The sequence below is a fragment of the Georgenia sp. SUBG003 genome, from assembly GCF_000715355.2.
In the GTDB taxonomy this organism is placed as follows: domain Bacteria; phylum Actinomycetota; class Actinomycetes; order Actinomycetales; family Actinomycetaceae; genus Georgenia.
The window spans coordinates 3204723-3227903 of record NZ_CP180204.1; the positions used below are offsets into that span (position 1 = coordinate 3204723).

Sequence of the window (23181 nt, forward strand, 5' to 3'; positions counted from 1 at the left end):
CGCCGTCAGGATGCTCCTCAGCGGGCGGAGAACGCCGCGCGCACGTGCGGGTTGGTGGCCAGCTCACGGGCCAGGACCGTGGAGGGCCCGTGGCCGGGCAGGAGCACGGTGGTCGGCGCGAGGGAGGAGCCGAGGGTGCGCAGGGTGGAGATCATCTCCCGCTCGTCGCCCCCCGGCAGGTCGGTGCGCCCCACCGAGCCCGCGAAGACGACGTCGCCGCAGAGCGCGAGGAGGTGGTGCCCGGTGACGTCGGGGTGGACGTCCGCGCCCGCCGGGAGCACGCCCTGCGTGACGGGGGCGCCGCTGAGCAGCAGCACGGTCGATCCCTCGGTGTGCCCCGGCGCGGGCACGGCCCGCACCACCACCCCCGGCACGATCTCGGCTCCGCCTCCGGCGAACAGCTCCCCGGGCAGTACACGCACGTCCGCCGGCCGGCGCCACGGCTCGACGGCGAGCTCCCGGAACATCGTCGCGAGCGGCTCGCCCAGGGCTCCCGCCGGGTCGTCCAGCCGGTACAGGTCGGGCGGGGCGACGTAGACCGGCGCGTCACCGGCCACGGCGGCCGCGTCCCAGAGGTGGTCCGCGTGGCCGTGCGTCAGTGCGACCGCCCCCACTCGCAGGCCGTGGTCGGCGAGGAGCCGCCTCACCTCCGGGGCAGAACCCGCCCCTGGGTCGACGACGAGCGCCTCGGCGCCGTCGTGCGGCGCCACCACGTAGCAGTGGGCCTCCAGCACGGTGGTGGTCGTCCTGAGCAGAAGCATGTCGTCAGGCTATCCGGCGCAGACCGTGCAACCGGCACGACACCGTGCCGCGCCCGTGTTGTCCACGAGGCTTGCGCAGTTCCCTAGACTGAGAGCCGCGTCACGTGCCCTGACCGCAGCGAGCGGTCCCGGAGTCCGTAGCCTCGCGGCTGCGTCACGTGGACCGCCCGGCACCGTCGTGCCGGGAAGTGCCGAGAACGGTGTGGCAACCGCCAACCCCGTCATCCCGAAGGAGTGACCCGTGACCGAGCAGCCGCCCTCGCGCGACAGCCAGGAGCCCACCACCGACCAGCCCTCGTCGCCGGGCGACGCCCAGCCTGAGGAGGTCCTCGCTGCAGCAGACGCCGGCCGCGCCGACGGTGCCACGGCCGAGAACGCCGGCGTCGACGGTGCTGCTGCCCAGAACGCCGGCGTCGACGGTGCTGCTGCCGAGAAGGTCCGTCCCGACTCTGGCGGGGAGACGGCCGTCGGCGGATCCACCGAGGGTGACCCGGCCGCCGCCGTGCCTCCGTCCGGCTCCGACGACCCCGCGCTGCCGGGCGATGCCGCGCCGGTCGCGGTGGGCGTCGAGGCGCCCCCGGCCGAGAGCGGCGCGGTCCCGCCGACCGACGAGCAGATTCCGCCGGCCGCCGGAGACGGTGCGGTGCCGTCCCCCGCAGGCGAGCAGGTTCCGCCGGCTGCGGGTGAGGACGCGGTGCCGTCCCCCCCGGGCGATCAGGCCTCGCCGGCCGCGGGTGGCGACGCGACACCCGCACCCGCCCCGCACACCCACTCCGACGCGTCCGACGGCACCGACAGCCCCTCGGACGTCCTCCGCGCCGCCGCCCGGGCGGGCGTCGACGTCGTCGGGCTGACCGACCACGACACCGTGCGCGGCTGGGACGAGGCCGCCTCCGCCGTCGCCGGGACCGGCGTGGCGCTGCTGCGCGGCGCCGAGGTCTCCTGCCAGCACCGTGGCATCTCCGTCCACCTGCTCAGCTACCTGCACGACCCGGCCGACGCGCGGCTCGCGGAGGAGATGGAGCGCTCGCGGCGCTCGCGGCTGGACCGCGCGGAGACGATGGTCGAGCGCATCGCCGCGGACTATCCCGTCACGTGGGACCTCGTCCAGGCCCAGGCGGCCGACGGCGCGACCATCGGCCGCCCGCACATCGCCGACGCGCTCGTCGCCGTGGGCGCCGTGCCTGACCGGTCGGCCGCGTTCGACTCCGTCCTCTCCGTGCGCGGCCCCTACTACGTCCCGTACCACGCGCCCGACGCCGTCGCGGCCGTCGAGATGGTCCGGGCGGCCGGTGGCGTTCCGGTGATGGCGCACCCCCCGGGCGGGCGTGCGCGGCCGCGTGGTGGCCGACGCGGTCATCGCGGCGATGGCCGACGCCGGGCTGTTCGCCCTCGAGATCGACCATCGCGACCACACCCCGCAGGCCGTCGCCGAGCTGGAGGTGCTGGCCGCCCGGCTCGGCCTGGGGCGCACCGGCTCGAGCGACTACCACGGCGACGGCAAGCCGAACGTGCTGGGGGAGCGCACCACGGCTCCGGCGGTGCTGGAGGCGATCGAGGCGGAGGGGACGCTCCCGGTGGTCCGCCCGTGAACGAGATCGTCGACCTGACCCTGATGTCGACGACGTTCTTCACGCTCTTCGTCATCATGGACCCGCCCGGCACCGTGCCGGTCTTCCTCGCGCTGACCTCGACCATGACGGCGAGGCAGCGCGCCACGGCCGCGCGGCAGGCGACCGCCGTCGCGTTCGGCGTCATCCTGGTCTTCACGCTGTTCGGGCAGTACATCCTCAGCTTCCTGCACATCTCCGTGCCCGCGCTGCAGCTCTCCGGCGGGCTGCTGCTGCTCCTCGTCGCGATGGAGCTCCTCACCGGCAAGACCGAGGAGCCGAAGCCGTCGGGCAGCGGGGTGAACGTGGCGCTGGTGCCGCTCGGCACGCCGCTGCTGGCCGGTCCCGGCGCGATCGTGGCGGCGATGCTCGCCGTGGAGGAGTCGGACCGGTCGGTGGCCGCGTGGGTCGCGATCGCCGTCGCCCTGATCGCCGTCCACGTGATGCTCTGGCTCGCGATGCGGTTCGCCGGCACGATCCACCGCGTGCTCGGCGACGGCGGCACCACCCTGGTCACACGGCTGGCGGGTCTGCTGCTGGCCGCCATCGCGGTCCAGCTGATGGCCGACGCCGTCTTCGCCTTCATCGACGAGAGGTTCTGACGCCGGTCCGGGGACCGAGCCCCCGAACGGTATGGTGCGCGGGATCCTCGCCGCCGACGAAGGGACCGACATGGGCGCGCTGTGGCACCCGTTCTCCGACATGGCCGCCGTCGAGCGCGACGGCGAGCTCGTCCTCGCGCGCGGCGAGGGCGCGTACGTCTGGGACGAGACCGGCAGGCGCTACCTCGACGCGACCGCCGGGCTCTGGTACGCCAACGTCGGCCACGGACGCCGGGAGCTCGCCGAGGCCGCGGCGCGGCAGATGTCGACCCTCGCGGCGTACTCGAACTTCGGTGACAACGCGACCGTCCCGACGAACGAGCTCGCCGAGCGGCTCGCCGGCATCGCACCGGTGGCGGGCAGCCGGGTGTTCTTCACCTCCGGCGGCTCCGACTCCGTCGAGACCGCGGCCAAGATCGCGCGGCGCTACTGGGTCGAGCGGGGACGACCGGAGAAGACCGTGCTGGTGGGCCGCGAGAGGGCCTACCACGGCATGCACTACGCCGGCACGGCGCTGGCGGGCATCCCGGGGAACCGGGACGGCTACGGCGACCTCGGTCCGCGGACCGAGTCGGTCGAGTGGGACTCCGCCGACGCGCTGAGGGCCGCCGTCGAGGACATCGGCCCGGACCGCGTGGCCGCGTTCTTCTGCGAGCCGGTCATCGGGGCCGGCGGCGTGTACGCCCCGCCGGAGGGGTACCTGGCCGAGGTGCGCAAGGCGTGCACCGAGTACGACATCCTGTTCGTGGCCGACGAGGTCGTCACCGGGTACGGCCGCATCGGCGGGTCCTGGTTCGCCTCCACCCGGTACGGGCTCGAGCCCGACATGGTGACCACCGCCAAGGGCCTCACCTCCGGGTACCTGCCGATGGGGGCGGTCCTCGTGGCGCCGCGGGTCGCCGAGCCGTTCTTCCGCGAGCCGGGCACCTGGCTGCGGCACGGGTACACCTACTCGGGCCACGCCACCGCGGCGGCCGTGGCCCTGGCGAACCTCGACCTCCTCGAGCACAAGGGCCTGCTCGACGAGGCGGCCCGGCTGGAGTCGACGCTCGCCCGGGAGCTGCGCCCACTCGTCGAGCACGAGCTCGTCGCGGAGGTGCGGGCCGGCACGGGCGCGGTCGCTCGTGGCGGCGATCTACGCCGTCGGGTCCGTCGACCCGGTGGCCGCGGAGACCGCCCGCGCCTTCAGCTTCTCCCGGCGCGACACCCTGCGCTGGCTCACCCTGCCGTCGATGCTGCCCGGCCTGGTCACCGGGGTGCGGATCGCCTCGGCGACGTCCCTGATCATCGTCATCACCTCGGAGATCCTCATCGGGGTGCCCGGCCTCGGGGCCGGCCTCAACCTCGCCCGCAACGCCGCCGCCGTGGACCGCATGTACGCGTACATCGTGGTCATCGGGCTGGTCGGTTACGGGCTCAACGCCGCCATCCGCGCCGCGGAGCGCCGCGCGATCAGCTGGCACCCGTCCGTTCGGAAGGAGGGCCGATGAGACTGACCGGGCTCAAGGTCCTCGGCGCCGTGCTCGCCGTCGCCCTGTGGTGGGTGACCTCGGCGGGCTCCACCAACCCCTACTACCCGCCGCTCTCGCGCGTGCTGGAGTCCGTGCACTCGTACTGGATCACCGGCCAGGGCCAGCAGGACTTCGCCTCGAGCATGAAGAACCTCGGCGCGGGGCTCGGCCTCGCGATCGTGCTGGGCATCGCCGTCGGGCTCGTGGTGGGGCAGAACCGGGTGCTCGACCGGGCGCTCTCGCCGTCGTTCGAGTTCGTCCGCGCCATCCCCGCCACCGCGCTGCTGCCGTTCGCGATGCTGCTCTTCGGCATCGGCACCGGGATGAAGGTCTTCATCATCGCCCTCGGGTGCTTCTTCCCGATCCTGCTCAACGTCATCGACGGGTGCCGCGGGCTCTCGCCGGTGCTGCACGACACCACCCGAAGCTTCGGCATCGGCGGGCTGTTCCGCCAGGTGTTCGTCGTGGTCCCGGCCGTGGCCGCGCGGGCGGCGGCCGGCATCCGGATCGCCATCCCGCTCGGCCTCATCCTCGTGGTGACGTCCGAGATGACCGGCTCCAACCAGGGCATCGGCTACGTCCTCAACAACGCCCAGAACTCCTTCAACCTCGTGGCCGTGTGGTCCGCGGTGCTCATCCTGGGCACCCTCGGCGTGGTCCTGAACCTCGTGTTCGGCGCCATCGAGCGGCGCGGCCTGAGGTGGTACTTCGACCAGCAGGCCCGCACATGACCGGAGACGCGATGCTACGAGTCACCCACCTGTCCAAGACCTACGGGGAGGGCAAGCACGCCTTCCAGGCGCTGGGGGACATCTCCATCGAGATCGGCCGGAACGAGTTCTTCACCATCGTGGGTCCGTCCGGCGCGGGCAAGACGACGCTTCTGCGCTGCCTGGCCGGTCTGCAGCCGCCCACCTCGGGCACGGTCGAGTTCGAGGGCAGGGTCGTCGACGGGGTGCCGCGGGAGTTCGCCGTCGTCCTCCAGGACTACTCGCGCTCGCTCTTCCCGTGGTTCACGGTCGAGCGCAACGTCGCCCTGCCGCTGCGCGCCGCCGGCGTGCCTGCCGACGAGGCGCGCACCCGGGTGGCCGAGGCGCTGGAGCAGGTGGGTCTGAGCGCTGCCGCCCGGAAGCACCCGTGGCAGCTCTCCGGCGGCATGCAGCAGCGCGTCGCCATCGCCCGCGCGATCGCCTACCGTCCGGCGGTGCTCATCATGGACGAGCCGTTCGCGTCGGTCGACGCCCAGACGCGCGCCGACCTCGAGGACCTGCTGCTGCGGATCCGGAGCGAGTCCGACATGACGCTCCTGTTCGTCACCCACGACGTCGACGAGGCCGTCTACCTCTCCGACCGCGTCGCCGTCATCTCGAAGTCGCCCAGCCGCATCACCAAGGTCGTCGACGTCGACCTTCCGGCCGAGCGTGACCAGCTCTCCACCAAGGAGCTGCCGCGCTTCAGCGCTCTGCGCTCGCAGATCTTCGCCGAGATCCGCGACCTCGTCCGCGCCCCCCACCGCCGCCGCGGGCGTCACCGACCAGCACCAGCCCGAGTACACGATCTGAGAAGAGCACCACCATGAACCGCAGGTCCCGCACATCCCTCGCCGCGGCGCTCGCCGCCGCGGCCTCCCTCGCGCTCGCCGCCTGCTCCGGCGGGGCCGAGCCGGCCGCGCAGAACGAGGAGGGGCTCACCGAGCTCACCGTCATGCAGATCCCCACCATGGACGCCGGACCGCTGCACCTCGCCGTGGAGGAGGGCTTCTTCGCCGACAACGGGCTCGACGTCGAGGTGAAGATCGCCGAGGCCGGCTCCGCCATCGTCCCGTCCGTGGTCAACCAGGAGAGCCCGATCGGCTACGCCAACGTGGTCTCCGACCTCCAGGCCATCGACCAGGGCCTGGACATCAAGTTCGTGTCCAACTGCTGCGGCACCGGGTCGGACCCGGAGAAGGACACCTCCCGCATCTACGTCCTGCCCGACGGCGAGATCCAGTCCGTCGAGCAGCTCGCCGGCGCGAACATCGCCGTGAACTCGGTCAACAACCTCGGGGACCTCACCATCAAGGCTGCCCTGGAGGGCGAGGGGGGTGGACGTCTCGACCCTCGAGTTCACGCCCATGCCGTACTCGGACATGCCCGCGGCGCTCGAGCGCGGCGACGTCGACGCCATCTGGTCCGTCGAGCCGCACAAGTCGATCTCGGACAGCCGCGGCTTCAAGCCGCTGATCTCCAACTTCGTCGAGCCCTTCCCGGACACGACGCTGGGGTACTACATCACCTCGGGCGCTTTCGCCGAGGCCAACCCGGAGGTCGTGGCGAACTTCCAGGCCGCCATGGACGAGGCGAACCAGTTCGCCACCGAGAACCCGGACCGGGTCCGTGAGGTCATCACCGAAAAGCTCGAGCTCGACCCCGAGCTCGTGGAGCAGACCAACCTCGCGGTGTTCGCGCCGGGGCTGGACGAGGAGAGCGTGAAGACCTACGCCGAGGCGGCGGTGAAGTACGGGATGATCGGCGAGGAGCCGAACTTCGACGACATCTTCGTGCGTCCTGAGAGCTGAGCGGAGCGACGCGCAGCGGGGCGGGCGGTCCTTCGGGGCCCCCGCCCCCTGGCGTTCCAGGCAGAGCCTTCCCCGGAGCCTCCCCGGGTGTACTGGGCCCTCTCCGTGGCTGACCACCCTCCGTGCGGTCCGTGCGCGACCACTGCCCGCCCGCCGTCGTGTCCGTGCCCGACCACCGACCGCCGGTCTGGGCATCCCGTCGAAGAGCTGGCCCGACAGCGACTCCGGGATGCTGCGCCGTCGTCGGAATGGCCGACCTCCGGTGCCCGTTCCGTGCGGGTTGGCGTGTGACGGGGGTCATGGGTGGGGGGTTTGACCGTGGGTTCGGGGGCTGCCTAGTATTGCTGAGCCCTGCCAGGGAGGCACGGACACCGTGAGGGTGGCCGGTCCCGGGGGGGAGTCCTGGTTCTTAGTGTGGTTTTGTGCTGCGCGGGGGGTCGGGTGCCTGTGTCGAATTGTTTGTCCTGGTGAATGTGTCCTGGATTACTCCGGGGGGGATTTGCGGGGGGCGGGTTCGGATGGGTTAGGTTTGAGAGGTTGCCCCGGAGGGGGTCCGAGAGCGGGTATTGTTTCGGGTTCTGTCTCCGGTGTGTGTCTGTTCTTTGAGAACTCAACAGTGTGCCAAGTTTTTTGATGCCATTTGAATTCTGGGTGTCGTGGCGGCCGGCCTCGTGGTTGGTGTGTCGTGGTGCCCGGGGTTTTGTTTTGTTTTGGTTGTCGTGCCTGGTCCTGCCTGTCGGGGCTGGGTGCGTTGGCCTGGATTGGCCCTGGTCCTGCCGGTTGGTGGGGGTGGGGTTCTCCGTATGGATTGTCGGCCGTGCCCTTTTGGGGTGTTGGTTCGGCGTGTGTTTTTAACGGAGAGTTTGATCCTGGCTCAGGACGAACGCTGGCGGCGTGCTTAACACATGCAAGTCGAACGATGAGGGCCCGGGCTTGCCCGGGTCTGATTAGTGGCGAACGGGTGAGTAACACGTGAGTAACCTGCCCCCGACTTCGGGATAACCGCGAGAAATCGTGGCTAATACCGGATATGACGCCCCTGCCGCATGGTGGGGTGTGGAAAGACTGTGTCGGTCGGGGGATGGGCTCGCGGCCTATCAGCTTGTTGGTGGGGTGATGGCCTACCAAGGCGACGACGGGTAGCCGGCCTGAGAGGGTGACCGGCCACACTGGGACTGAGACACGGCCCAGACTCCTACGGGAGGCAGCAGTGGGGAATATTGCACAATGGGCGCAAGCCTGATGCAGCGACGCCGCGTGAGGGATGACGGCCTTCGGGTTGTAAACCTCTTTCAGTAGGGAAGAAGCCTCTCGGGGTGACGGTACCTGCAGAAGAAGCGCCGGCTAACTACGTGCCAGCAGCCGCGGTAATACGTAGGGCGCAAGCGTTGTCCGGAATTATTGGGCGTAAAGAGCTCGTAGGCGGTCTGTCGCGTCTGCTGTGAAAACGCGGGGCTCAACCCCGCGCCTGCAGTGGGCGCGCGGCGGCGCACGGCACCCCGGCGGGAACGCCCCGCATCAGCGTGGTCGTCCCCGTCCGCGACGACGCCCCCGCCCTCCGCGCGTGCCTGGCCGCGCTCGCCGTGCAGCGCACGCCCCCGGCCGAGGTGATCGTCGTCGACAACGGCTCCACCGACGCCACCGCACAGGTCGCCGCGGAGTTCGGCGCACGGATCGTCCACGAACCGGTGCACGGCATCCCGCAGGCCGCGGCCGCCGGGTACGACGCGGCCACCGGGGAGGTCGTGGCACGGCTCGACGCGGACACCGTGGTCGGCCCGGACTGGGTCGGCCGGATCGCGGAGGTGATGGCCGACGCCGGCACGGCCGCCGTCACGGGCACCGGCCGCTTCTACGGTCTTCCCTCCGCGGCGGCCCGGCCGGCGACCTGGGCCTATCTCTGCGCGTACTACGTTCTCTGCCACGCCGCCCTCGGGCACCACACGCTCTGGGGCTCGAACATGGCGGTGCGCCGCTCGGTGTGGCAGGAGGTCCGCGCCGCCGTCCACACGGACGACCCGGAGCTGCACGACGACCTCGACCTCGCGTTCGCCCTCGGGCCCCGCCGGCGCATCAGGCTCGACCGGCGTCTGCGGGTCCGGGTCTCGGGCCGCTCGGTGCTCGGGGTCGCGCAGTGGCGCCGGCGGATGCGCCGGGCGTGGCGCACGATCCTGCTCAACTGGGAGGACCTGCCGCCGTGGGAGCGGTGGGCGCTCCGCCTCGGGCGCCGCCCGGGTCGCTCCGGCCACCCCGCGAGGACCACAATGGACGGATGCCCGACGGCCCCCTGATCGTCCAGTCCGACAAGTCGCTCCTCCTCGAGGTCGACCACCCCCGCGCCCACGAGGCACGGCGTGCGATCGCGCCGTTCGCCGAGCTCGAGCGCGCCCCCGAGCACATCCACACCTACCGCCTCACGCCCCTGGGGCTGTGGAACGCCCGCGCCGCCGGCCACGACGCGGAGCAGGTGGTCAACGCGCTCATCGAGTACTCCCGCTACCCGGTCCCCCACACCCTGCTGGTGGACGTCGCGGAGACGATGGACCGCTACGGGCGCCTGCAGCTGGTCAAGCACCCGACCCACGGCCTCGTCCTGCACGCGCTGGACCGGCCGGTGCTGGAGGAGGTGCTGCGGTCCCGGCGCACCAAGGGTCTGCTGGGCGAGCGGATCGACACCGAGGACGTCGTCGTCCACCCCTCGGAGCGGGGCCGGCTCAAGCAGGTGCTCGTCAAGCTCGGATGGCCGGCCGAGGATCTCGCCGGCTACGTCGACGGCGAGGCGCACCCCATCGACCTCGCCCAGGACGGCTGGCACCTGCGGCCCTACCAGGAGGAGGCGGTCGAGACCTTCTGGCACGGCGGCTCCGGCGTCGTCGTCCTGCCCTGCGGGGCCGGCAAGACGCTGGTCGGCGCAGGTGCGATGGCCCGGTCGCGGACCACCACCCTGATCCTGGTGACCAACACCGTCTCCGCGCGGCAGTGGCGCGAGGAGCTGGTGCGGCGCACCACGCTGACCGAGGACGAGATCGGCGAGTACTCCGGGGCCCGCAAGGACGTCCGGCCGGTCACGATCGCCACCTACCAGGTCCTCACCACCCGGCGGAAGGGCGTCTACACGCACCTGGAGCTGCTCGACGCCCACGACTGGGGCCTGATCGTCTACGACGAGGTGCACCTCCTGCCGGCGCCGATCTTCCGGATGACGGCGGACCTTCAGGCGCGCCGGCGCCTCGGGCTGACGGCCACGCTCGTGCGCGAGGACGGCCGCGAGGACGAGGTGTTCTCCCTCATCGGCCCCAAGCGCTACGACGCGCCCTGGAAGGACATCGAGGCGCAGGGGTACATCGCGCCGGCCGAGTGCGTCGAGGTGCGCCTGACCCTGCCGGAGAGCGACCGGCTCGTCTACGCGACGGCGGAGCCGGAGGAGCGCTACCGGCTCGCCGCGTCCGCGCCCGGCAAGACGAAGATCGTGCGCCAGATCCTCGGCCGGCACCCCGGCGAGCAGACCCTGGTGATCGGGCAGTACCTCGACCAGCTGGACGAGCTGGCGGAGGCGCTCGGGGCCCCGCTGATCACCGGGCAGACGAGCGTGGCGGAGCGCCAGCGGCTCTTCGACGCGTTCCGCGCCGGCGAGATCCAGGTGCTCGTGGTGTCCAAGGTCGCCAACTTCTCCATCGACCTGCCCGAGGCGTCGGTGGCCGTGCAGGTGTCCGGCTCGTTCGGCTCCCGGCAGGAGGAGGCGCAGCGGCTGGGCCGGCTCATGCGGCCGAAGGCCGACGGCAAGACCGCCCACTTCTACGCCGTGGTCGCCCGCGACACCGTCGACCAGGACTTCGCGGCGCACCGCCAGCGGTTCCTCGCCGAGCAGGGGTACGCCTACACGATCGTCGACGCGGAGGATCTCGCCACCGCGTGAGGTGGGACGGCGCCACACGTCGACGGCGCACCACGACTCAGGCTCAGTGACGCTGGGCAGATGAAGTCGGTCCAGGCCGACTCAGCGAGCCCAGGAGCACTGACGGAATCGGCCCGGCGGGCCGCGCGACGAAGCTGACGTGCGGCCCGCACGAGCTACCCGGCGGGCTCCTGGACGCCGCTGACGGCGTCCCCGAGAAGCTCCTCGACGGTGGCGGCGAACCGCTCGACGACGCGGGCGACGTCCCCCGGCAGCGCCCGCGCCCGCAGGCAGGCCTCGGCGAGCAGCTCGCGGACCTCCGCCGCACCCGCGGCGACCGCCCCGGAGTCGACGAAGAACCGGCGCAGCACCGCGGCGCCCGCCTCGTCGAGGGCCGGGTCGCCCCACAGGTGCGCGACCGGGGACCAGCCCGGGTGCCGGCTCGCCCGCTCGACGAGCGTCGTCACCTTCCCGCGACGCAGGTCCGACCGGCGGGCACGGTCGACGAGGACCTCGCGGACGTCGTCGACGATCTGGTACGCGACGCCGAGGCACTCCCCCACGGCCCACAGGTCCGCCTCGCAGCGGTCCGGGGCGCCGGCCACGACCGCCCCGACGACGAGCGGGCAGGCGAAGGAGTACGCCGCGGTCTTGCCCCGGGCGACCGCACGGACCGAGTGTGCGTCCGCGGCCAGCAGCCCGAGCTCGAGGCCGACGTCGCCGAGCTCGCCCATCACGGTGGTGCCCAGGGTGCGCGACACGGTGCGCTGGAGGGCGAGCGCCTCCCGGGCCGGCAGCGCGGTGGTGGCGAGCAGGCGCCGCTGGGCCCGGGTGGGCACGGACTCCGCGGGCAGCTGGCCCATCTCCGCGGACCGGGAGAACGGCACGCCGGACCCCTCACCCGCGTGGGTGGCCTCGGAGGTGGCGCGCTGGGCCTCCCCGCGCGCCTGGGCGAGCGCCTCGTCCGGGTCCTGGAGCGTCGTCTCCTGCAGGTTCTTCGACATGCCGGAGCCGTAGTCGCCGAAGTCGACGGTCGGGTGCTCGCCGCTGTCGAGGTCAGGCCCGCCGTCGGCCTTCCCGTCGAGGCCGAAGCCCTTGGCGATGCCGCCGAGCGCGGCCGTGAACTCGGTGGGCACGACCCACATCTTCGAGGACGTGCCGTTGGCGATCTCCGGGAGCATCTGGAGGTACTGGTACGCGAGCAGGCGGCTGTCCGGCTTGCCGCGGTGGATGGCGTCGAAGACCTGCAGGATCGCCCGCGACTCGCCCTGGGCCTTGAGGATCGCGGACTGCGCCTGCCCCTCGGCCCGCAGGATCGCGGCCTGCTTCTCGCCCTCGGCGGTGAGGATCTGCGACTGCTTGACGCCCTCCGCGGTCAGGATCGCGGCGCGGCGGTCACGCTCGGCGCGCATCTGCTGCTCCATCGAGCCCTGCACCGAGGCGGGCGGGTCGATGGCCTTCAGCTCGACGCGGTTGACGCGGATGCCCCACCGGCCGGTGGCCTCGTCCAGCACGCCGCGCAGCTGGCCGTTGATCTGGTCGCGGCTGGTCAGGGTCTGCTCGAGGTCCATGGAGCCGATCACGTTGCGCAGCGTGGTGACGGTCAGCTGCTCGATGCCGGTGATGTAGTTCGCGATCTCGTAGGTCGCGGACTTGGGGTCCGTGACCTGGAAGTAGATGACCGTGTCGATGCTGACCACGAGGTTGTCCGAGGTGATCACGGGCTGCGGCGGGAAGGAGACGACCTGCTCGCGCAGGTCGACGCCCGCGCGCACCTTGTCCACGAAGGGGATGAGGAAGTGCAGGCCCGCGTACATCGTCGTCTGGTACTTGCCCAGGCGCTCGACGATCAGCGCCACCGCCTGGGGCACGATCCGCACCGCCCGCGTGATCGCGACGACGACGAAGATCCCGATGAGGACCAGGACGATGATCAGGATGATGCCGCCGATGCTGTCGGCCATGGTGCTCCTCTGAAGGGTGTTCGGTGGGTCAGGGCAGGTACGAGTGGTCCTCGGCGGCGTCCACGACGGCGGTCGCGCCGTCGATGCGGACGACGCGGACCGTGGTCCCGGCCGGCAGGACGGCACCGCGCTGGGCCGCCCGGGCGGTCCAGACCTCGCCGGCGAGCTTGACCCGCCCGGCGTGCTCGGTGACGTCGATGAGGACCGTCGCCTCACGCCCGACGTGGGCGGCGATGTTCGTGGCGGTGTCCGGCGTCGAACGGTCGAGGAGCCTCTTGGCCCACGGCCGCACGACGAACAGCAGTGCGGCGGAGACGCCGGCGAAGACGAGGATCTGCACCCAGAACGGCGCACCGAGCAGGGTGACGAGCATGGCCGCCAGCGCCCCGCCGGCGAACATGAGGAAGATCAGGTCGACGGTCAGCATCTCCACGACGCCGAGGACGAGGGCAGCCCCCAGCCACCAGAGCCAGGCCATGTTCCCTCACTCCCCGCCCCGCGCCCCGCGCGCGGCCGACCAGCACCGACGTCGTCGTTGTGAGCCAGATCCTACCGAGATGCGGTGACGGCCCAGGTCGCGGACGCGCACGGGCCGGGTCTCGGCTCGGTAACGGTGCTGCGTCCGTAACGCCGGGCGGCGTCAGCGGGCGGAGCCGGCCGCGCGCGCGCTGTACCGGTCCCGGTGACGCTCGACCTCCAGCTCGAGCCCGAACGCGGCGGAGAGGTGCTGGGGGGTCAGCACGTCCTCCATCGGCCCGGCCGCCTCGACCGTGCCCTCGCGCAGCAGCAGGGCGTGGGTGAAGCCGGAGGGAATCTCCTCGACGTGGTGGGTGACCAGCACCATCACCGGTGACCGGCCGTCGCCGGCCAGCTCGGACAGCGCGGCCATCAGCTCCTCGCGCCCGCCGAGATCGAGCCCCGCGGCAGGCTCGTCGAGGAGCAGCACCTCGGGGTCCGGCATGAGGGCGCGGGCGATCTGCACCCGCTTGCGCTCCCCGGAGCTGAGGGTGCCGTAGGTGCGCTCGGCCAGGTGGCCGACGCCGAAGACGTCGAGAAGCACCTGGGCGCGCTCGAGGTCGAGCTCGTCGTACTGCTCGCGCCAGCGGCCCGTGATCCCGTAGGAGGCGGTCACGACGACGTCGATCGCCCGCTCGCCCGCTGGGAGCCGCTGGTCCAGGGCGGCCGAGGCGAGCCCCACCAGGGGGCGCAGCTCGTTCAGGTCGGTCCTCCCGACCTCCTCGCCGATGATCCTGACGGTGCCGCTGGTCGGGTGGAGGCGTCCGGCCACGAGCTGGATGACCGTCGTCTTGCCGGCTCCGTTGGGCCCGAGCACGACCCAGCGCTCGCCCTCGTTCACCGACCAGTCCACGCCGTCCAGGATCATCTTGCTCCCGCGGCGGACGACGACGTCGCTCAGCTCCAGCACATCACCCATGGACCCGACCCTAGATCACCTGGGGCCCCCCGGCCGCGCGTGCGCGCCGAGGGTGGACGCGCCAGGAGGTGAGGCGACGTCGGGCCGGGCCGGCGGCCCGCCCTGTCCCGGGGCGAGCCGGCGCAGAACTAGGCTGTTCCCCGTGTCCGGCCCGGCGATCCTCACCCTGCCCGCGTCGGTGGTGCTCGCCCTGTGGCTGCCGGTGGTCGACGGGCCCTCGGCGGCGCGACGGGCGTGGGGCGGGCGCGCGCCGTGCGCGCTACCGTGCGCCGCAGGGCGAGGAGGGACCCGCATCCCGGACCGGAGGAGGACGAGCGATGTCCAGCCCGGAAGAGGTCGACCGGACCGTTCCCTGGTTTCCCGGGGCCACCGTCCTCGGCTACCCGCGCATCGGCCGCAACCGCGAGCTCAAGCGGGCGCTCGAGGCCTTCTGGGCGGGGCGCATCGAGCCGGACGACCTCGAGGCGGCCCTGGTGAACCTGCGCACCGCCAACCGTGCGCGGCTCGCCGCCCTCGGGCTGACCAGCGACGACGCGGCGGTGCCGCAGGACTTCTCGGTCTACGACCACGTTCTCGACACCGCCGTCATGCTGGGTGCCGTTCCCCACCGGTTCTCCGGGCTCACGGGCGAGGGCCGGCCGTTGGACCGCACGGGCTACTTCGCGCTCGCGCGCGGTGACGGCCACCGCGCACCGCTGGAGCTGACGAAGTGGTTCGACTCCAACTACCACTACCTCGTGCCCGAGATCGGGCCGGACACTCCTCTGCGGCTCGCCGACGACCGGGTGGTGCGCGAGTTCCTCGAGGCCGCAGCCGACGGCGCCACCCTGCGACCGGTGATCCTCGGCCCCCTGTCCTTCCTGCTCCTGAGCAAGCCGGCGGCCGGCGCCCCCGCCGGTTTCCACCCGCTGGACCGCCTCGAGGACGTGCTGCCCGCCTACACCGAGCTGCTCCGTGAGCTCGGTGACCTCGGCGCGCCCTGGGTGCAGCTCGACGAGCCGGCGCTCGTCGCCGACACCTGGGACGTCCCGCGTGAGCGCGTGCTCGCCGGGCTCGACCGGGTGCTCGAGGAGCTCGCGGACCACCTCGCCCGGCCCGCGCGGCCGGCCCTGTTCCTCGCGACCCCGTACGGGGACGCCCGCGACGCGCTCCCCAGGATCGCGGCGAGCCACGTCGAGGCGGTCGGCCTCGACCTCGTGCGCGGGCCGCTGCCGGACCGGCGGACGCTCGCCGCGCTCGCGGGCAAGGTCGTCGTCGCCGGCGTGGTCGACGGCCGCAACGTCTGGCGCACCGACCTCGGCCGCGCCCTCGACCTGCTCACAGCGGTCGGCGAGGGCATCGGCGAGGGCGCCCGGGTCGCGGTGTCGACGTCGTGCCCTCTCCTCCACGTGCCGCACGACGTCTCGCGGGAGCGGCACCTGGACCCCGAGCTGCGCGGCTGGCTCGCCTTCGCCGACCAGAAGGTGGAGGAGGTCGTCGTGCTGGCGCGGGGACTGGCCGAGGGACGTGGTGCGGTCGCCCTCGAGCTGGCGGAGGCCGACGGGGCGAGGCGCTCGCGCCTGGCCCACTCCGGCGTCGTCCGCGAGGAGGTGCGGCAGCGCGTGAGGACCGGTGCGCGGCTGCGGTTCGCGCGGGCGCCGTACGAGGAACGGGTCGCCGCCCAGGCGCAGATCCTCGGGCTGCCGGCCCTGGCGACGACGACGATCGGCTCGTTCCCCCAGACGTCCGCGCTGCGCCGGGCGCGTGCGGCGCAGCGGCGCGGGGGAGCTGGGCCGGCCGGCCTACGAGGACGTGGTGCGCGGCGAGATCGCCCGGGTGGTGCGGCTGCAGGAGGAGCTGGGGCTGGACGTGCTGGTGCACGGCGAGCCCGAGCGCAACGACATGGTCCAGTACTTCGCCGAGCAGCTCGAGGGCTTCGCCGTCACCGAGCACGGCTGGGTGCAGTCCTACGGCTCGCGGTGCACCCGCCCGGGGATCCTGTGGGGCGACGTCGCCCGCCCGGAGCCGATGACGGTGCCGTGGATCTCCTACGCGGCGTCGCTGACCGACCGGCCGGTCAAGGGGATGCTCACCGGGCCGGTGACGATGCTGGCGTGGTCGTTCGTCCGCGACGACCTGCCCGTCGCCGACGTGGCGCAGCAGCTCGCGTACGCGCTGCGCGACGAGATCGCCGACCTGCAGGCGGCCGGCATCCGGATCGTGCAGGTGGACGAGCCGGCGCTGCGGGAGAAGCTGCCGCTGCGGCGTGCCGACCGCGAGGCGTACCTCGCGTGGGCGGTGCACGCGTTCCGGCTGGCGACGTCTGTGGCCGAGCCGGCGACCCAGGTGCACACGCACCTGTGCTACTCCGAGTTCGGCGAGGTCCTCGACGCCATCGACCAGATGGACGCGGACGTCACCAGCGTGGAGGCGGCGCGCTCGCGGATGGAGATCCTCCCGAAGATCAAGGCCGCGGGCTTCCGGCGGGGCATCGGCCCGGGCGTGTACGACATCCACTCGCCGCGCGTGCCCTCCGCCGAGGAGATCGCCGGGCTGCTCACCGCGGCGCTGGACGCCGTGCCGGCCGGGCAGCTGTGGGTGAATCCCGACTGCGGGCTGAAGACCCGCCGCTACGAGGAGACGACGGCGGCCCTCGCCAACCTGGTCGAGGCGGCGAGGTCCGTCCGCGCCTCCCTGGCGTGAGACTCAGTCGGCGACCTCGGGTGGCCACACCACCCGGAAGCGTTCGAAGACGATCTCCTCCTCCTCGGTGAACGTCGCGCCCCGCGCGGCGCAGGTCCGCTCCCAGTAGCGGCGGTGCTCCCGCCGCCACGACCCGAGGGTCCGGTCGCCCTCGCCCTCGTCCCGGGCGAACGCCTCGTCGGCGTCGGCGATGGTCCCCACCCGCAGCTCGGTGCTGCGCAGCACGGCGCGCGGGGCGCCCGCGCCGTCGCACGCCACCCAGTGCGAGCCCACCCGCGGCAGCGTCTCCCCGCGGGCCACGAACTCGGCCACCAGGTCGGCGGTGGCGCGCTTCGGACCGTGCAGGACCAGACCCAGCAGCTCGTCCGCGAGCTCGGCCGAGTCCCCGAACCGGTCGACCGTGTGATCGGGCGCGGCTGCCACCGCCTCCGGGTGGGCGGCCGCGTACCCGGCCCACATGCGGCCGGCGGCCACCAGGTCGAGCGGGGCGGGCGGGGTGCGTCCGCCGGGTGCCGCGTGCGCGCCGGGTGCCGCGTGCTCGCGGCCGGCCGGCGCCCGGGAGGGCTCGGACGCCGGCGGCAGGTCCGCCGGCCAGCGGGGCGGCTGGTTCCGCGAGACGCTCACCGTCATGGTCTCGGCCCTGGTGCTCTCGGTCCTCATCAAGACCTTTCTCGCACAGGCCTTCTACATCCCGTCCGGCTCGATGGAGGACACCCTCGAGCTCGGCGACCGGGTGATGGTCAACAAGCTCGCGCCGGGCCCCTTCGACCTCGACCGCGGGGACGTCGTGGTCTTCGTCGACCCGGGCGGCTGGCTCGGAGAGCTCCCGCCGGACACCCGGCCCGCGTGGCAGCGCACCGCCACCGAGGTCCTCACCTGGATCGGCCTGCTGCCCCAGGACGCCGGCCACCACCTGATCAAGCGGATCATCGGGCTCGGCGGGGACACCGTGGAATGCTGCGACACCGAGGGGCGGCTGACGGTCAACGGCGAACCCGTCGACGAGCCGTACCTCAAGGCGGGCACCGATCCGAGCGAGATGGAGTTCTCCGCCACCGTGCCGGAGGACCACGTGTGGCTGATGGGGGACAACCGCTCGAACTCGGCGGACTCCCGGGCGCACCTGGGCGACCCCGGCGGGGGGAACGTGCCGGTGCGGAACATCGTCGGCCGTGCCTTCGTCGTGCTGTGGCCCGCGGACCGCATCACTCTGCTGGACAATCCTGAGCAGACGTTCGCCAAGGTCCCGGAGCCGTCCCCGTGACGTCCACCGCCACACGCCGCACCCGGCGGCCGAAGCCGACCCGGGTGCTCGAGAACGCGCTGCTCGCGGAGCTCGGCGACGGGGCGCTCGTCGCCGGGATGGACGAGGTGGGCCGCGGGGCGCTGGCGGGGCCCGTGAGCGTCGGGGTCGCCGTCGTCGGTGCCGCGACCTCCCGGCGCATGCCGCGCGGGCTCGCCGACTCCAAGCTGCTCGCCCCGCAGGCGCGCGAGGAGCTCGTCGCGCCCGTGCGGGCGTGGTGCGTCGGCTCCGCGGTGGGGCACGCCTCGCCGGCGGAGATCGACAGCCTGGGGATCATCGCGGCTCTGCGCCTGGCCGGACGCGGGCGCTCGCCGAGCTCGCCGGCGCGGGCGTCGTGCCCGGGCTGGTCATCCTCGACGGCGTGCACGACTGGCTCGCCGAACCGGCGCAGGGCGAGCTTTTCGCCCCCGAGCCGCCCGCCGTCCTCGTGCCCGGCACCGTGGAGGAGCTCTGCGCGCCGCCGGTGCGCACGCAGGTCAAGGGCGACGCCCGCTGCGCCGTCGTGGCCGCCGCGAGCGTGCTCGCCAAGGTCGCCCGCGACTCGGTGATGGTCGAGCTGCACGACGCCCACCCGCACTACCACTGGGCGGGCAACAAGGGCTACAGCTCTCCGGAGCACGTGGCGGCGCTTGCCGAGCACGGCCCGTGCGAGCTTCACCGCCGGTCGTGGCGGCTGCCCGGCGTCGGCGGCGCGAGCGCCGGCACCGACGACGAGGGACGCCCGCTCGGCGTGACGCCGGACGAGGCGGAGGAGTACCTGGCGGCGCCGGACGAGGCGGAGGAGTACCCGGCGGCGCCGGACGAGGCGGAGGTCCGCACGGCTTCGCCCGACCACGTGCAGCGGCAGGACGACCACGCGGAGCGGCGCGCTGCGGCGGCGGCGGACGCGGGTGTGCTCGTGGGCGGGGCATGATGGTCCTGTGAGTGCCGAGGACCTGGAGAACTACGAGACCGAGCTCGAGCTGGACCTGTACCGCGAGTACCGCGACGTGGTGGGCCTGTTCAGCTACGTCGTCGAGACGGAGCGGCGCTTCTACCTCGCGAACAACGTGGACGTGCAGGTGCGTTCCGCCGGCGGGGAGGTCTTCTTCGAGCTCACCCTCACGGACGCCTGGGTCTGGGACGTGTACCGTTCGGCCCGGTTCGTGAAGTCCGTGCGCGTCGTGACGTTCAAGGACGTCAACGTCGAGGAGCTCGCCAAGCGGGAGCTCGAGCTGCCGTAACCGCCGCCGCCGGCCGTCCACAGGTCCGCCGCCGGCCCGGCCGTCCACACCCGCCGGACCGCCCGCCCCGCGCGCCCGCCGCCGCGCGCGAGCGTACGGGGGGGAGGTGGTCGACGTGAGGGCCAAGGACGCCGTCGGCAGGTTCGGCGAGAGAGTCGCCGCACGCTACCTGGACGACCACGGCATCGAGGTCGTCGAGCGCAACTGGCGCTGCCGCTACGGGGAGATCGACATCGTGGCCCGCGACCGGGCCGCCGACGAGCTGGTCTTCGTCGAGGTCAAGACCCGCAGTGGCACCGGCTACGGGCACCCGGCGGAGGCGGTGACCCGGGCCAAGCTCGCGCGCCTGCGCCGCCTGGCCGGCCTGTGGCTCGGTGCCCACGACGCCCGGGCCCGCGAGGTCCGCATCGACGTCGTCGCGATCCTGGTGCCCTCCGGGGGGCGGCCGGAGGTACAGCACCTGCGGGCGGTGGGCTGACGTGGGGCTCGGACGGACCTGGACCGTCTCGCTGCTGGGGCTGACCGGCCATCTCGTCGAGGTCGAGGCGCACATGAGCTCCGGCCTGCCGGCGTTCACGCTGGTGGGACTGCCCGACACCGCGGTGAACGAGGCCCGGGAGCGGGTCCGCTCGGCGGTCACCAGCTCGGGGTGACCTGGCCGGCCCGCCGGACGACGGTCAACCTCTCCCCGGCGTCTCTGCCCAAGTCGGGCACCGGGCTCGACCTCGCCCTCGCCGTCGCGGTCCTCGTCGCCGCAGGGCTGCCCGGCCGCGAGGCGGCGGCCCGCACGGTGAGCCGGGCGAGCCGGGCGCGTTCGGCCGCGGTGAGGGTGGCGACGTCGCGGTGGCGCAGCACCTCCGCACCCGACGCCGCGGCGGAGAGCGGCTCCTCGGTCCCGCCCGAGCCGTCGGCCGTGGGCGTCAGGGACGCCTGGGGCGTCGTCGACGACGGCGGACGCGGGTGCGGGGTCAGGTGCATCGCGGTGCCGCCGAACCAGGCGGTGAAGACCTGGTCGTAGACGGGCACGTCCGCCGGGTCGGCGGTCATGGTGGCGCGGCCGGCCCAGTACACGCCCGTACGGTCGGCGAGGGACACCAGGGCCGCGGCCTCGAGGAACGAGCGTTCCCGGTCCGCGGTGACGGGCAGCCCGGCGGCACGCAGGGCCCGGGCCAGTCCGAGGAGGGTCTCGCTCGCGGTCCACACGGCCGGCTACCTGGTGAGCATCTTGTCGAGGAGCTGCCGGACGCGTTCGGCGTCCTCCCGGTACTTCACCGCGGTGCCCAGGGTGCGGGCCGCCGTCTCGACGTCCACCTCGCTGGTGCCGAGAGCGGCGAGCGCCCGGGCCCAGTCGATGGTCTCGGCCACGCCCGGGGGCTTGATGAGCTCACCCCTGCCGCGCAGCCCCTGGACCAGGGTGACGACCTGCTCGCACAGGGCGGGGTCGACGTCGGGAAGCCGGGTGCGCACGATCGCCAGCTCACGGGCGAGCCCCGGGTGGTCGATCCAGTGGTAGAGGCAGCGCCGCTTGAGGGCGTCGTGCAGCTCGCGGGTGCGGTTGGACGTGAGGACCACGAACGGCGCCTGCCGGGCCGTGACCGTGCCGAGCTCGGGAATGGTGACCTGCCAGGTGGAGAGCACCTCGAGCAGGAAGGCCTCGAACTCGTCGTCCGCGCGGTCGATCTCGTCGACCAGGAGCACGCAGGGGCTCTCGCGCAGGGCTCGCAGCACGGGCCGGGCGAGGAGGAACCTCTCGTCGAAGAGCTCGCTCTCGAGGTCCTCGGCGGACGCCGGGGCGTGCGCGGCGGGGTCCGTCCCGCCGTCGACGACCTCCGCCGCCGTGGCGGGGGCGGGGACGGCACGGGCGCGAGCGGCGGCGAGTGCCTCGACGGCGCGCAGGTGGAGGATCTGGCGGGGGAAGTCCCAGTCGTACAGGGCCTGGGTGGCGTCGATCCCCTCGTAGCACTGCAGGCGGATCAGCGGCCGGCCGAGGACGCCGGCGAGCGCCTCGGCGAGGGCGGTCTTCCCGGTGCCGGGCTCTCCCTCGAGCAGGAGCGGCCGGGAGAGCTGGTGGGCAAGGTAGGCGACGGTGGCCAGTCCGGCGTCGGCGATGTAGCCGGTGGCCTCCAGCGCGGTCGTCACGGTGGACGGGCTGGCGAAGACCTCCGTCGGCTGCATGGGCCGAGCATGCCGAGCCGGACGGACCTCCGTCCACCGAATCGCCGCGAGGTCCTGGGCCGGGCGTCAGAGCTGCTTGCGCACGCCGGCCTCGTGGGAGAGGTTCTCGAGCTCGTCGTCGATCGAGCCCGTCATGACGTCGCGGCCGGCGCCCCGGCGCAGCACCGGCAGCACGGTGCGGTGGTTGGCGTCCTCGAGCTCCAGCGCGAGGGCGGCGTAGAGGGCGGCCACCGCGAGCACGAGGCCGGCAACGCCGGCGGCCGACCTCCAGCCGGCGTCGCCCGTCAGCTCGGCCAGGCCCGTCAGCCAGAACCGGACCGCCGTCAGGACCATGACCCCGGCCGCGGTGAGCTTGGTGAGGCTCGCGGCTGCGGGCACGAGCATCGCGGTGCCGGTGGCGAGGAACAGCACGCCCAGGCCCGCGGAGACGGCCCCGGGGGGCGACGAGAAGGTGACGAGAGCCGCCGCGCCCCACGTGCCGAAGAGGATCCCCATGCCGGTGCCCGCCACCGGGTCGCGGGCGAGGAACCCGTACAGCGAGGAGACGAGCTGGGTCGGGACGGTGAGGGCGAGGACGCCGAGAGCGACGTTGCGTCCCTGCTCGGGCGGCAGCCAGCCGAGCTGGAGGGCGCTGAACCCGATCGTCGCCACGAACAGGCCCAGGAACCCCAGCGGCAGCGGCGTTCCCATCGGTCTGACGACGACGCGGCTCACGTCGGCCGCGGACCGGGCACCGCCGCGGCCGTCGCCCGTCGCGCCCACCCGGCCGCTCGCACTCACCACAGGCACCTCCTCGTCCGGACCTTCCTCGCGCAACCCCGTCGGCCTTGGCCTGGGCCAGGTGCGCCCGGTAGGGATGGGGGTGCCGGGCGGCCCGGTTACGGGCCAGCTCCCGGCTGACCGTGCTGGGGGCACGTCCCAGCGCGCGGGCGATCTGCCGCACCCCCTCGCCCGCGGCGCGCCGTACCGCGATCTCGTCCCGCTCCTGCACGCACAGACGGCGTCCCGTGGGCTCGCCGAGGATTAACGGACACACCCCGCCAGCCTCGGCCAACCACGTGCGTGCCCCCTCGCGTGACACGCCCGCGGCCGCCGCCGCCGACTCGAACGTCCAGTCCCCGGCCCGGATCGCCCGCCAGAACGCCCTGCGCCCCGGGACCCACACCATCGGACGCGGCACCCGCACCACCTCTTCTCATCGAGGTGTTGCGTGGACCCCTTGAGACCGCCCGTCATCTTCTCCGCGAGATGTCACGTTCTCCGCGAGACGTCATCCCTCCGCCGGTCCCTCCCTGGTCGGAAAGACGTTGCCTGCTCCGGCTCGTGGTGCGCCCCGGAGGCCATCTGACGTCCGTAGCGCGGGTCCGGTTGGCATGCGGGTTCGGCAGTGGTGAGGATTCGGTGCCCCTTGCGCACCAAATCCTCACCGCTCTGAGTGAGCGAACCGGGATTGCGTCGAA

General features: G+C 73.1%; 20 protein-coding genes, 9 pseudogenes and 1 other annotated feature. Of the genes and pseudogenes, 20 read left to right on the top strand and 9 right to left on the bottom strand.

Annotation, left to right across the window (positions count from 1 at the left end):
• Nucleotides 1-17 precede the first annotated feature (17 nt).
• Nucleotides 18-761 carry an MBL fold metallo-hydrolase gene (locus DA06_RS16585; RefSeq protein ID WP_043502104.1) on the bottom strand — a complete coding sequence of 248 codons (744 nt, stop codon included), beginning with the start codon at nucleotides 759-761 and terminating at the stop codon, nucleotides 18-20.
• 694 nt (nucleotides 762-1455) lie between these two features.
• Between DA06_RS16585 and DA06_RS16590 the strand changes: the two are divergent.
• From DA06_RS16590 to DA06_RS16640, 11 genes and pseudogenes are all read left to right on the top strand, one after another.
• Nucleotides 1456-2353, top strand: a pseudogene (locus tag DA06_RS16590) (PHP domain-containing protein).
• A gap of 23 nt (nucleotides 2354-2376) precedes the next feature.
• Entirely contained in the window at nucleotides 2377-2973 is a 597-nt protein-coding gene (locus DA06_RS16595) for a MarC family protein (protein WP_418608065.1), read from the top strand.
• A gap of 100 nt (nucleotides 2974-3073) precedes the next feature.
• Nucleotides 3074-4066 (top strand): annotated as a pseudogene (locus tag DA06_RS16600) (aspartate aminotransferase family protein); the annotation flags it as partial.
• 67 nt (nucleotides 4067-4133) lie between these two features.
• Nucleotides 4134-4463, top strand: a complete 330-nt coding sequence (locus DA06_RS16605; RefSeq protein WP_418608066.1) for an ABC transporter permease — start codon at nucleotides 4134-4136, stop codon at nucleotides 4461-4463.
• Between the two features lie 164 nt (nucleotides 4464-4627).
• On the top strand, nucleotides 4628-5215 hold the full coding sequence (locus DA06_RS16610; protein WP_418608067.1) for an ABC transporter permease: 588 nt from the start codon (nucleotides 4628-4630) through the stop codon (nucleotides 5213-5215).
• Nucleotides 5212-6063, top strand: coding sequence for an ABC transporter ATP-binding protein (locus tag DA06_RS16615; protein WP_418605510.1), 852 nt, complete (start codon nucleotides 5212-5214; stop codon nucleotides 6061-6063). The genes DA06_RS16610 and DA06_RS16615 overlap by 4 nt, the downstream gene beginning before the upstream one ends.
• 140 nt (nucleotides 6064-6203) lie before the next feature.
• Nucleotides 6204-6545, top strand: a pseudogene (locus tag DA06_RS16620) (ABC transporter substrate-binding protein); the annotation flags it as partial.
• 70 nt (nucleotides 6546-6615) lie between these two features.
• A pseudogene (locus DA06_RS16625) lies at nucleotides 6616-6810 on the top strand (hypothetical protein); the annotation flags it as partial.
• Nucleotides 6811-6816: 6 nt separating this feature from the next.
• Nucleotides 6817-7044, top strand: a complete 228-nt coding sequence (locus DA06_RS16630) for a hypothetical protein (RefSeq protein ID WP_418608339.1) — start codon at nucleotides 6817-6819, stop codon at nucleotides 7042-7044.
• 859 nt (nucleotides 7045-7903) lie between these two features.
• Nucleotides 7904-8557 (top strand) — a sequence feature (16S ribosomal RNA rRNA prediction is too short).
• A 10-nt stretch (nucleotides 8558-8567) separates the two neighbouring features.
• Nucleotides 8568-9335 carry a glycosyltransferase family 2 protein gene (locus DA06_RS16635; RefSeq protein WP_418605511.1) on the top strand — a complete coding sequence of 256 codons (768 nt, stop codon included), beginning with the start codon at nucleotides 8568-8570 and terminating at the stop codon, nucleotides 9333-9335.
• The gene (locus DA06_RS16640) at nucleotides 9317-10960 is read left to right on the top strand and encodes a DNA repair helicase XPB (protein WP_043502122.1); all 1644 of its coding nucleotides are present in this window, start codon (nucleotides 9317-9319) and stop codon (nucleotides 10958-10960) included. The genes DA06_RS16635 and DA06_RS16640 overlap by 19 nt, the downstream gene beginning before the upstream one ends.
• 155 nt (nucleotides 10961-11115) lie before the next feature.
• Here the strand turns inward: DA06_RS16640 and DA06_RS16645 are convergent, their stop codons facing one another.
• From DA06_RS16645 to DA06_RS16660, 4 genes and pseudogenes are all read right to left on the bottom strand, one after another.
• Nucleotides 11116-11943 (bottom strand): polyprenyl synthetase family protein, encoded by an 828-nt coding sequence (locus DA06_RS16645; protein ID WP_418608068.1) that lies wholly within the window; start codon nucleotides 11941-11943, stop codon nucleotides 11116-11118.
• 81 nt (nucleotides 11944-12024) lie between these two features.
• Nucleotides 12025-12903: pseudogene (locus DA06_RS16650) on the bottom strand (SPFH domain-containing protein); the annotation flags it as partial.
• A 28-nt stretch (nucleotides 12904-12931) separates the two neighbouring features.
• Complete coding sequence (locus tag DA06_RS16655) at nucleotides 12932-13381, bottom strand: NfeD family protein (protein ID WP_043502131.1); 450 nt, start codon at nucleotides 13379-13381, stop codon at nucleotides 12932-12934.
• Nucleotides 13382-13543: 162 nt separating this feature from the next.
• A complete protein-coding gene (locus tag DA06_RS16660) occupies nucleotides 13544-14338 on the bottom strand; it encodes an ABC transporter ATP-binding protein (RefSeq protein ID WP_043502132.1) in 795 nt (264 codons plus the stop codon).
• A 317-nt stretch (nucleotides 14339-14655) separates the two neighbouring features.
• Between DA06_RS16660 and DA06_RS16665 the strand changes: the two are divergent.
• Nucleotides 14656-15609 (top strand): annotated as a pseudogene (locus tag DA06_RS16665) (5-methyltetrahydropteroyltriglutamate--homocysteine S-methyltransferase); the annotation flags it as partial.
• Nucleotides 15610-16081: 472 nt separating this feature from the next.
• The gene (metE, locus tag DA06_RS16670; RefSeq protein WP_418605512.1) at nucleotides 16082-17020 is read left to right on the top strand and encodes a 5-methyltetrahydropteroyltriglutamate--homocysteine S-methyltransferase; all 939 of its coding nucleotides are present in this window, start codon (nucleotides 16082-16084) and stop codon (nucleotides 17018-17020) included.
• A gap of 3 nt (nucleotides 17021-17023) precedes the next feature.
• Here metE and DA06_RS16675 read toward each other — a convergent pair whose 3' ends face one another.
• Entirely contained in the window at nucleotides 17024-17479 is a 456-nt protein-coding gene (locus DA06_RS16675; protein WP_043502136.1) for an ASCH domain-containing protein, read from the bottom strand.
• A 169-nt stretch (nucleotides 17480-17648) separates the two neighbouring features.
• Between DA06_RS16675 and lepB the strand changes: the two genes are divergently transcribed.
• From lepB to DA06_RS16705, 6 genes and pseudogenes are all read left to right on the top strand, one after another.
• Nucleotides 17649-18284: a signal peptidase I gene (gene lepB / locus DA06_RS16680; protein WP_043502142.1), complete on the top strand. Its 636-nt coding sequence runs from the start codon at nucleotides 17649-17651 to the stop codon at nucleotides 18282-18284.
• A gap of 98 nt (nucleotides 18285-18382) precedes the next feature.
• Nucleotides 18383-18541 (top strand): annotated as a pseudogene (locus DA06_RS16685) (ribonuclease HII); the annotation flags it as partial.
• Complete coding sequence (locus DA06_RS16690) at nucleotides 18541-19236, top strand: hypothetical protein (protein WP_418605513.1); 696 nt, start codon at nucleotides 18541-18543, stop codon at nucleotides 19234-19236. The pseudogene DA06_RS16685 and the gene DA06_RS16690, both read left to right, overlap by 1 nt.
• Nucleotides 19237-19243: 7 nt before the next feature.
• Nucleotides 19244-19546 (top strand): DUF2469 domain-containing protein, encoded by a 303-nt coding sequence (locus DA06_RS16695; RefSeq protein ID WP_043502140.1) that lies wholly within the window; start codon nucleotides 19244-19246, stop codon nucleotides 19544-19546.
• Between the two features lie 115 nt (nucleotides 19547-19661).
• Nucleotides 19662-20024, top strand: a complete 363-nt coding sequence (locus DA06_RS16700; RefSeq protein WP_043502144.1) for a YraN family protein — start codon at nucleotides 19662-19664, stop codon at nucleotides 20022-20024.
• A 73-nt stretch (nucleotides 20025-20097) separates the two neighbouring features.
• A pseudogene (locus DA06_RS16705) lies at nucleotides 20098-20564 on the top strand (magnesium chelatase domain-containing protein).
• Nucleotides 20565-20755: 191 nt separating this feature from the next.
• Here DA06_RS16705 and DA06_RS16710 read toward each other — a convergent pair.
• The 3 genes and pseudogenes from DA06_RS16710 to DA06_RS16720 all read right to left on the bottom strand — a co-directional run.
• Nucleotides 20756-21721 carry an AAA family ATPase gene (locus DA06_RS16710; protein ID WP_043502149.1) on the bottom strand — a complete coding sequence of 322 codons (966 nt, stop codon included), beginning with the start codon at nucleotides 21719-21721 and terminating at the stop codon, nucleotides 20756-20758.
• A gap of 66 nt (nucleotides 21722-21787) precedes the next feature.
• Nucleotides 21788-22501: a hypothetical protein gene (locus DA06_RS16715; RefSeq protein WP_418605514.1), complete on the bottom strand. Its 714-nt coding sequence runs from the start codon at nucleotides 22499-22501 to the stop codon at nucleotides 21788-21790.
• A gap of 109 nt (nucleotides 22502-22610) precedes the next feature.
• Nucleotides 22611-22802, bottom strand: a pseudogene (locus DA06_RS16720) (helix-turn-helix domain-containing protein); the annotation flags it as partial.
• Here DA06_RS16720 and DA06_RS16725 point away from each other — a divergent pair.
• Nucleotides 22780-22944 (top strand): hypothetical protein, encoded by a 165-nt coding sequence (locus DA06_RS16725; protein ID WP_418605391.1) that lies wholly within the window; start codon nucleotides 22780-22782, stop codon nucleotides 22942-22944. The pseudogene DA06_RS16720 and the gene DA06_RS16725 overlap by 23 nt on opposite strands.
• The last annotated feature ends 237 nt before the right edge of the window (nucleotides 22945-23181 follow it).

Bases quoted from the DNA above. Each gene is read 5' to 3' on its own strand.
- DA06_RS16675 (WP_043502136.1), bottom strand. From the start codon at position 17,479: ATGTGGGCCGGGTACGCGGCCGCCCACCCGGAGGCGGTGGCAGCCGCG.
- lepB (WP_043502142.1), top strand. From the start codon at position 17,649: ATGGTCTCGGCCCTGGTGCTCTCGGTCCTCATCAAGACCTTTCTCGCA.
- DA06_RS16710 (WP_043502149.1), bottom strand. From the start codon at position 21,721: ATGCAGCCGACGGAGGTCTTCGCCAGCCCGTCCACCGTGACGACCGCG.
- DA06_RS16655 (WP_043502131.1), bottom strand. From the start codon at position 13,381: ATGGCCTGGCTCTGGTGGCTGGGGGCTGCCCTCGTCCTCGGCGTCGTG.
- DA06_RS16630 (WP_418608339.1), top strand. From the start codon at position 6,817: ATGGACGAGGCGAACCAGTTCGCCACCGAGAACCCGGACCGGGTCCGT.
- DA06_RS16640 (WP_043502122.1), top strand. From the start codon at position 9,317: ATGCCCGACGGCCCCCTGATCGTCCAGTCCGACAAGTCGCTCCTCCTC.
- DA06_RS16660 (WP_043502132.1), bottom strand. From the start codon at position 14,338: ATGGGTGATGTGCTGGAGCTGAGCGACGTCGTCGTCCGCCGCGGGAGC.
- DA06_RS16615 (WP_418605510.1), top strand. From the start codon at position 5,212: ATGACCGGAGACGCGATGCTACGAGTCACCCACCTGTCCAAGACCTAC.
- DA06_RS16595 (WP_418608065.1), top strand. From the start codon at position 2,377: ATGTCGACGACGTTCTTCACGCTCTTCGTCATCATGGACCCGCCCGGC.
- DA06_RS16585 (WP_043502104.1), bottom strand. From the start codon at position 761: ATGCTTCTGCTCAGGACGACCACCACCGTGCTGGAGGCCCACTGCTAC.
- DA06_RS16645 (WP_418608068.1), bottom strand. From the start codon at position 11,943: ATGTCGAAGAACCTGCAGGAGACGACGCTCCAGGACCCGGACGAGGCG.
- DA06_RS16610 (WP_418608067.1), top strand. From the start codon at position 4,628: ATGAAGAACCTCGGCGCGGGGCTCGGCCTCGCGATCGTGCTGGGCATC.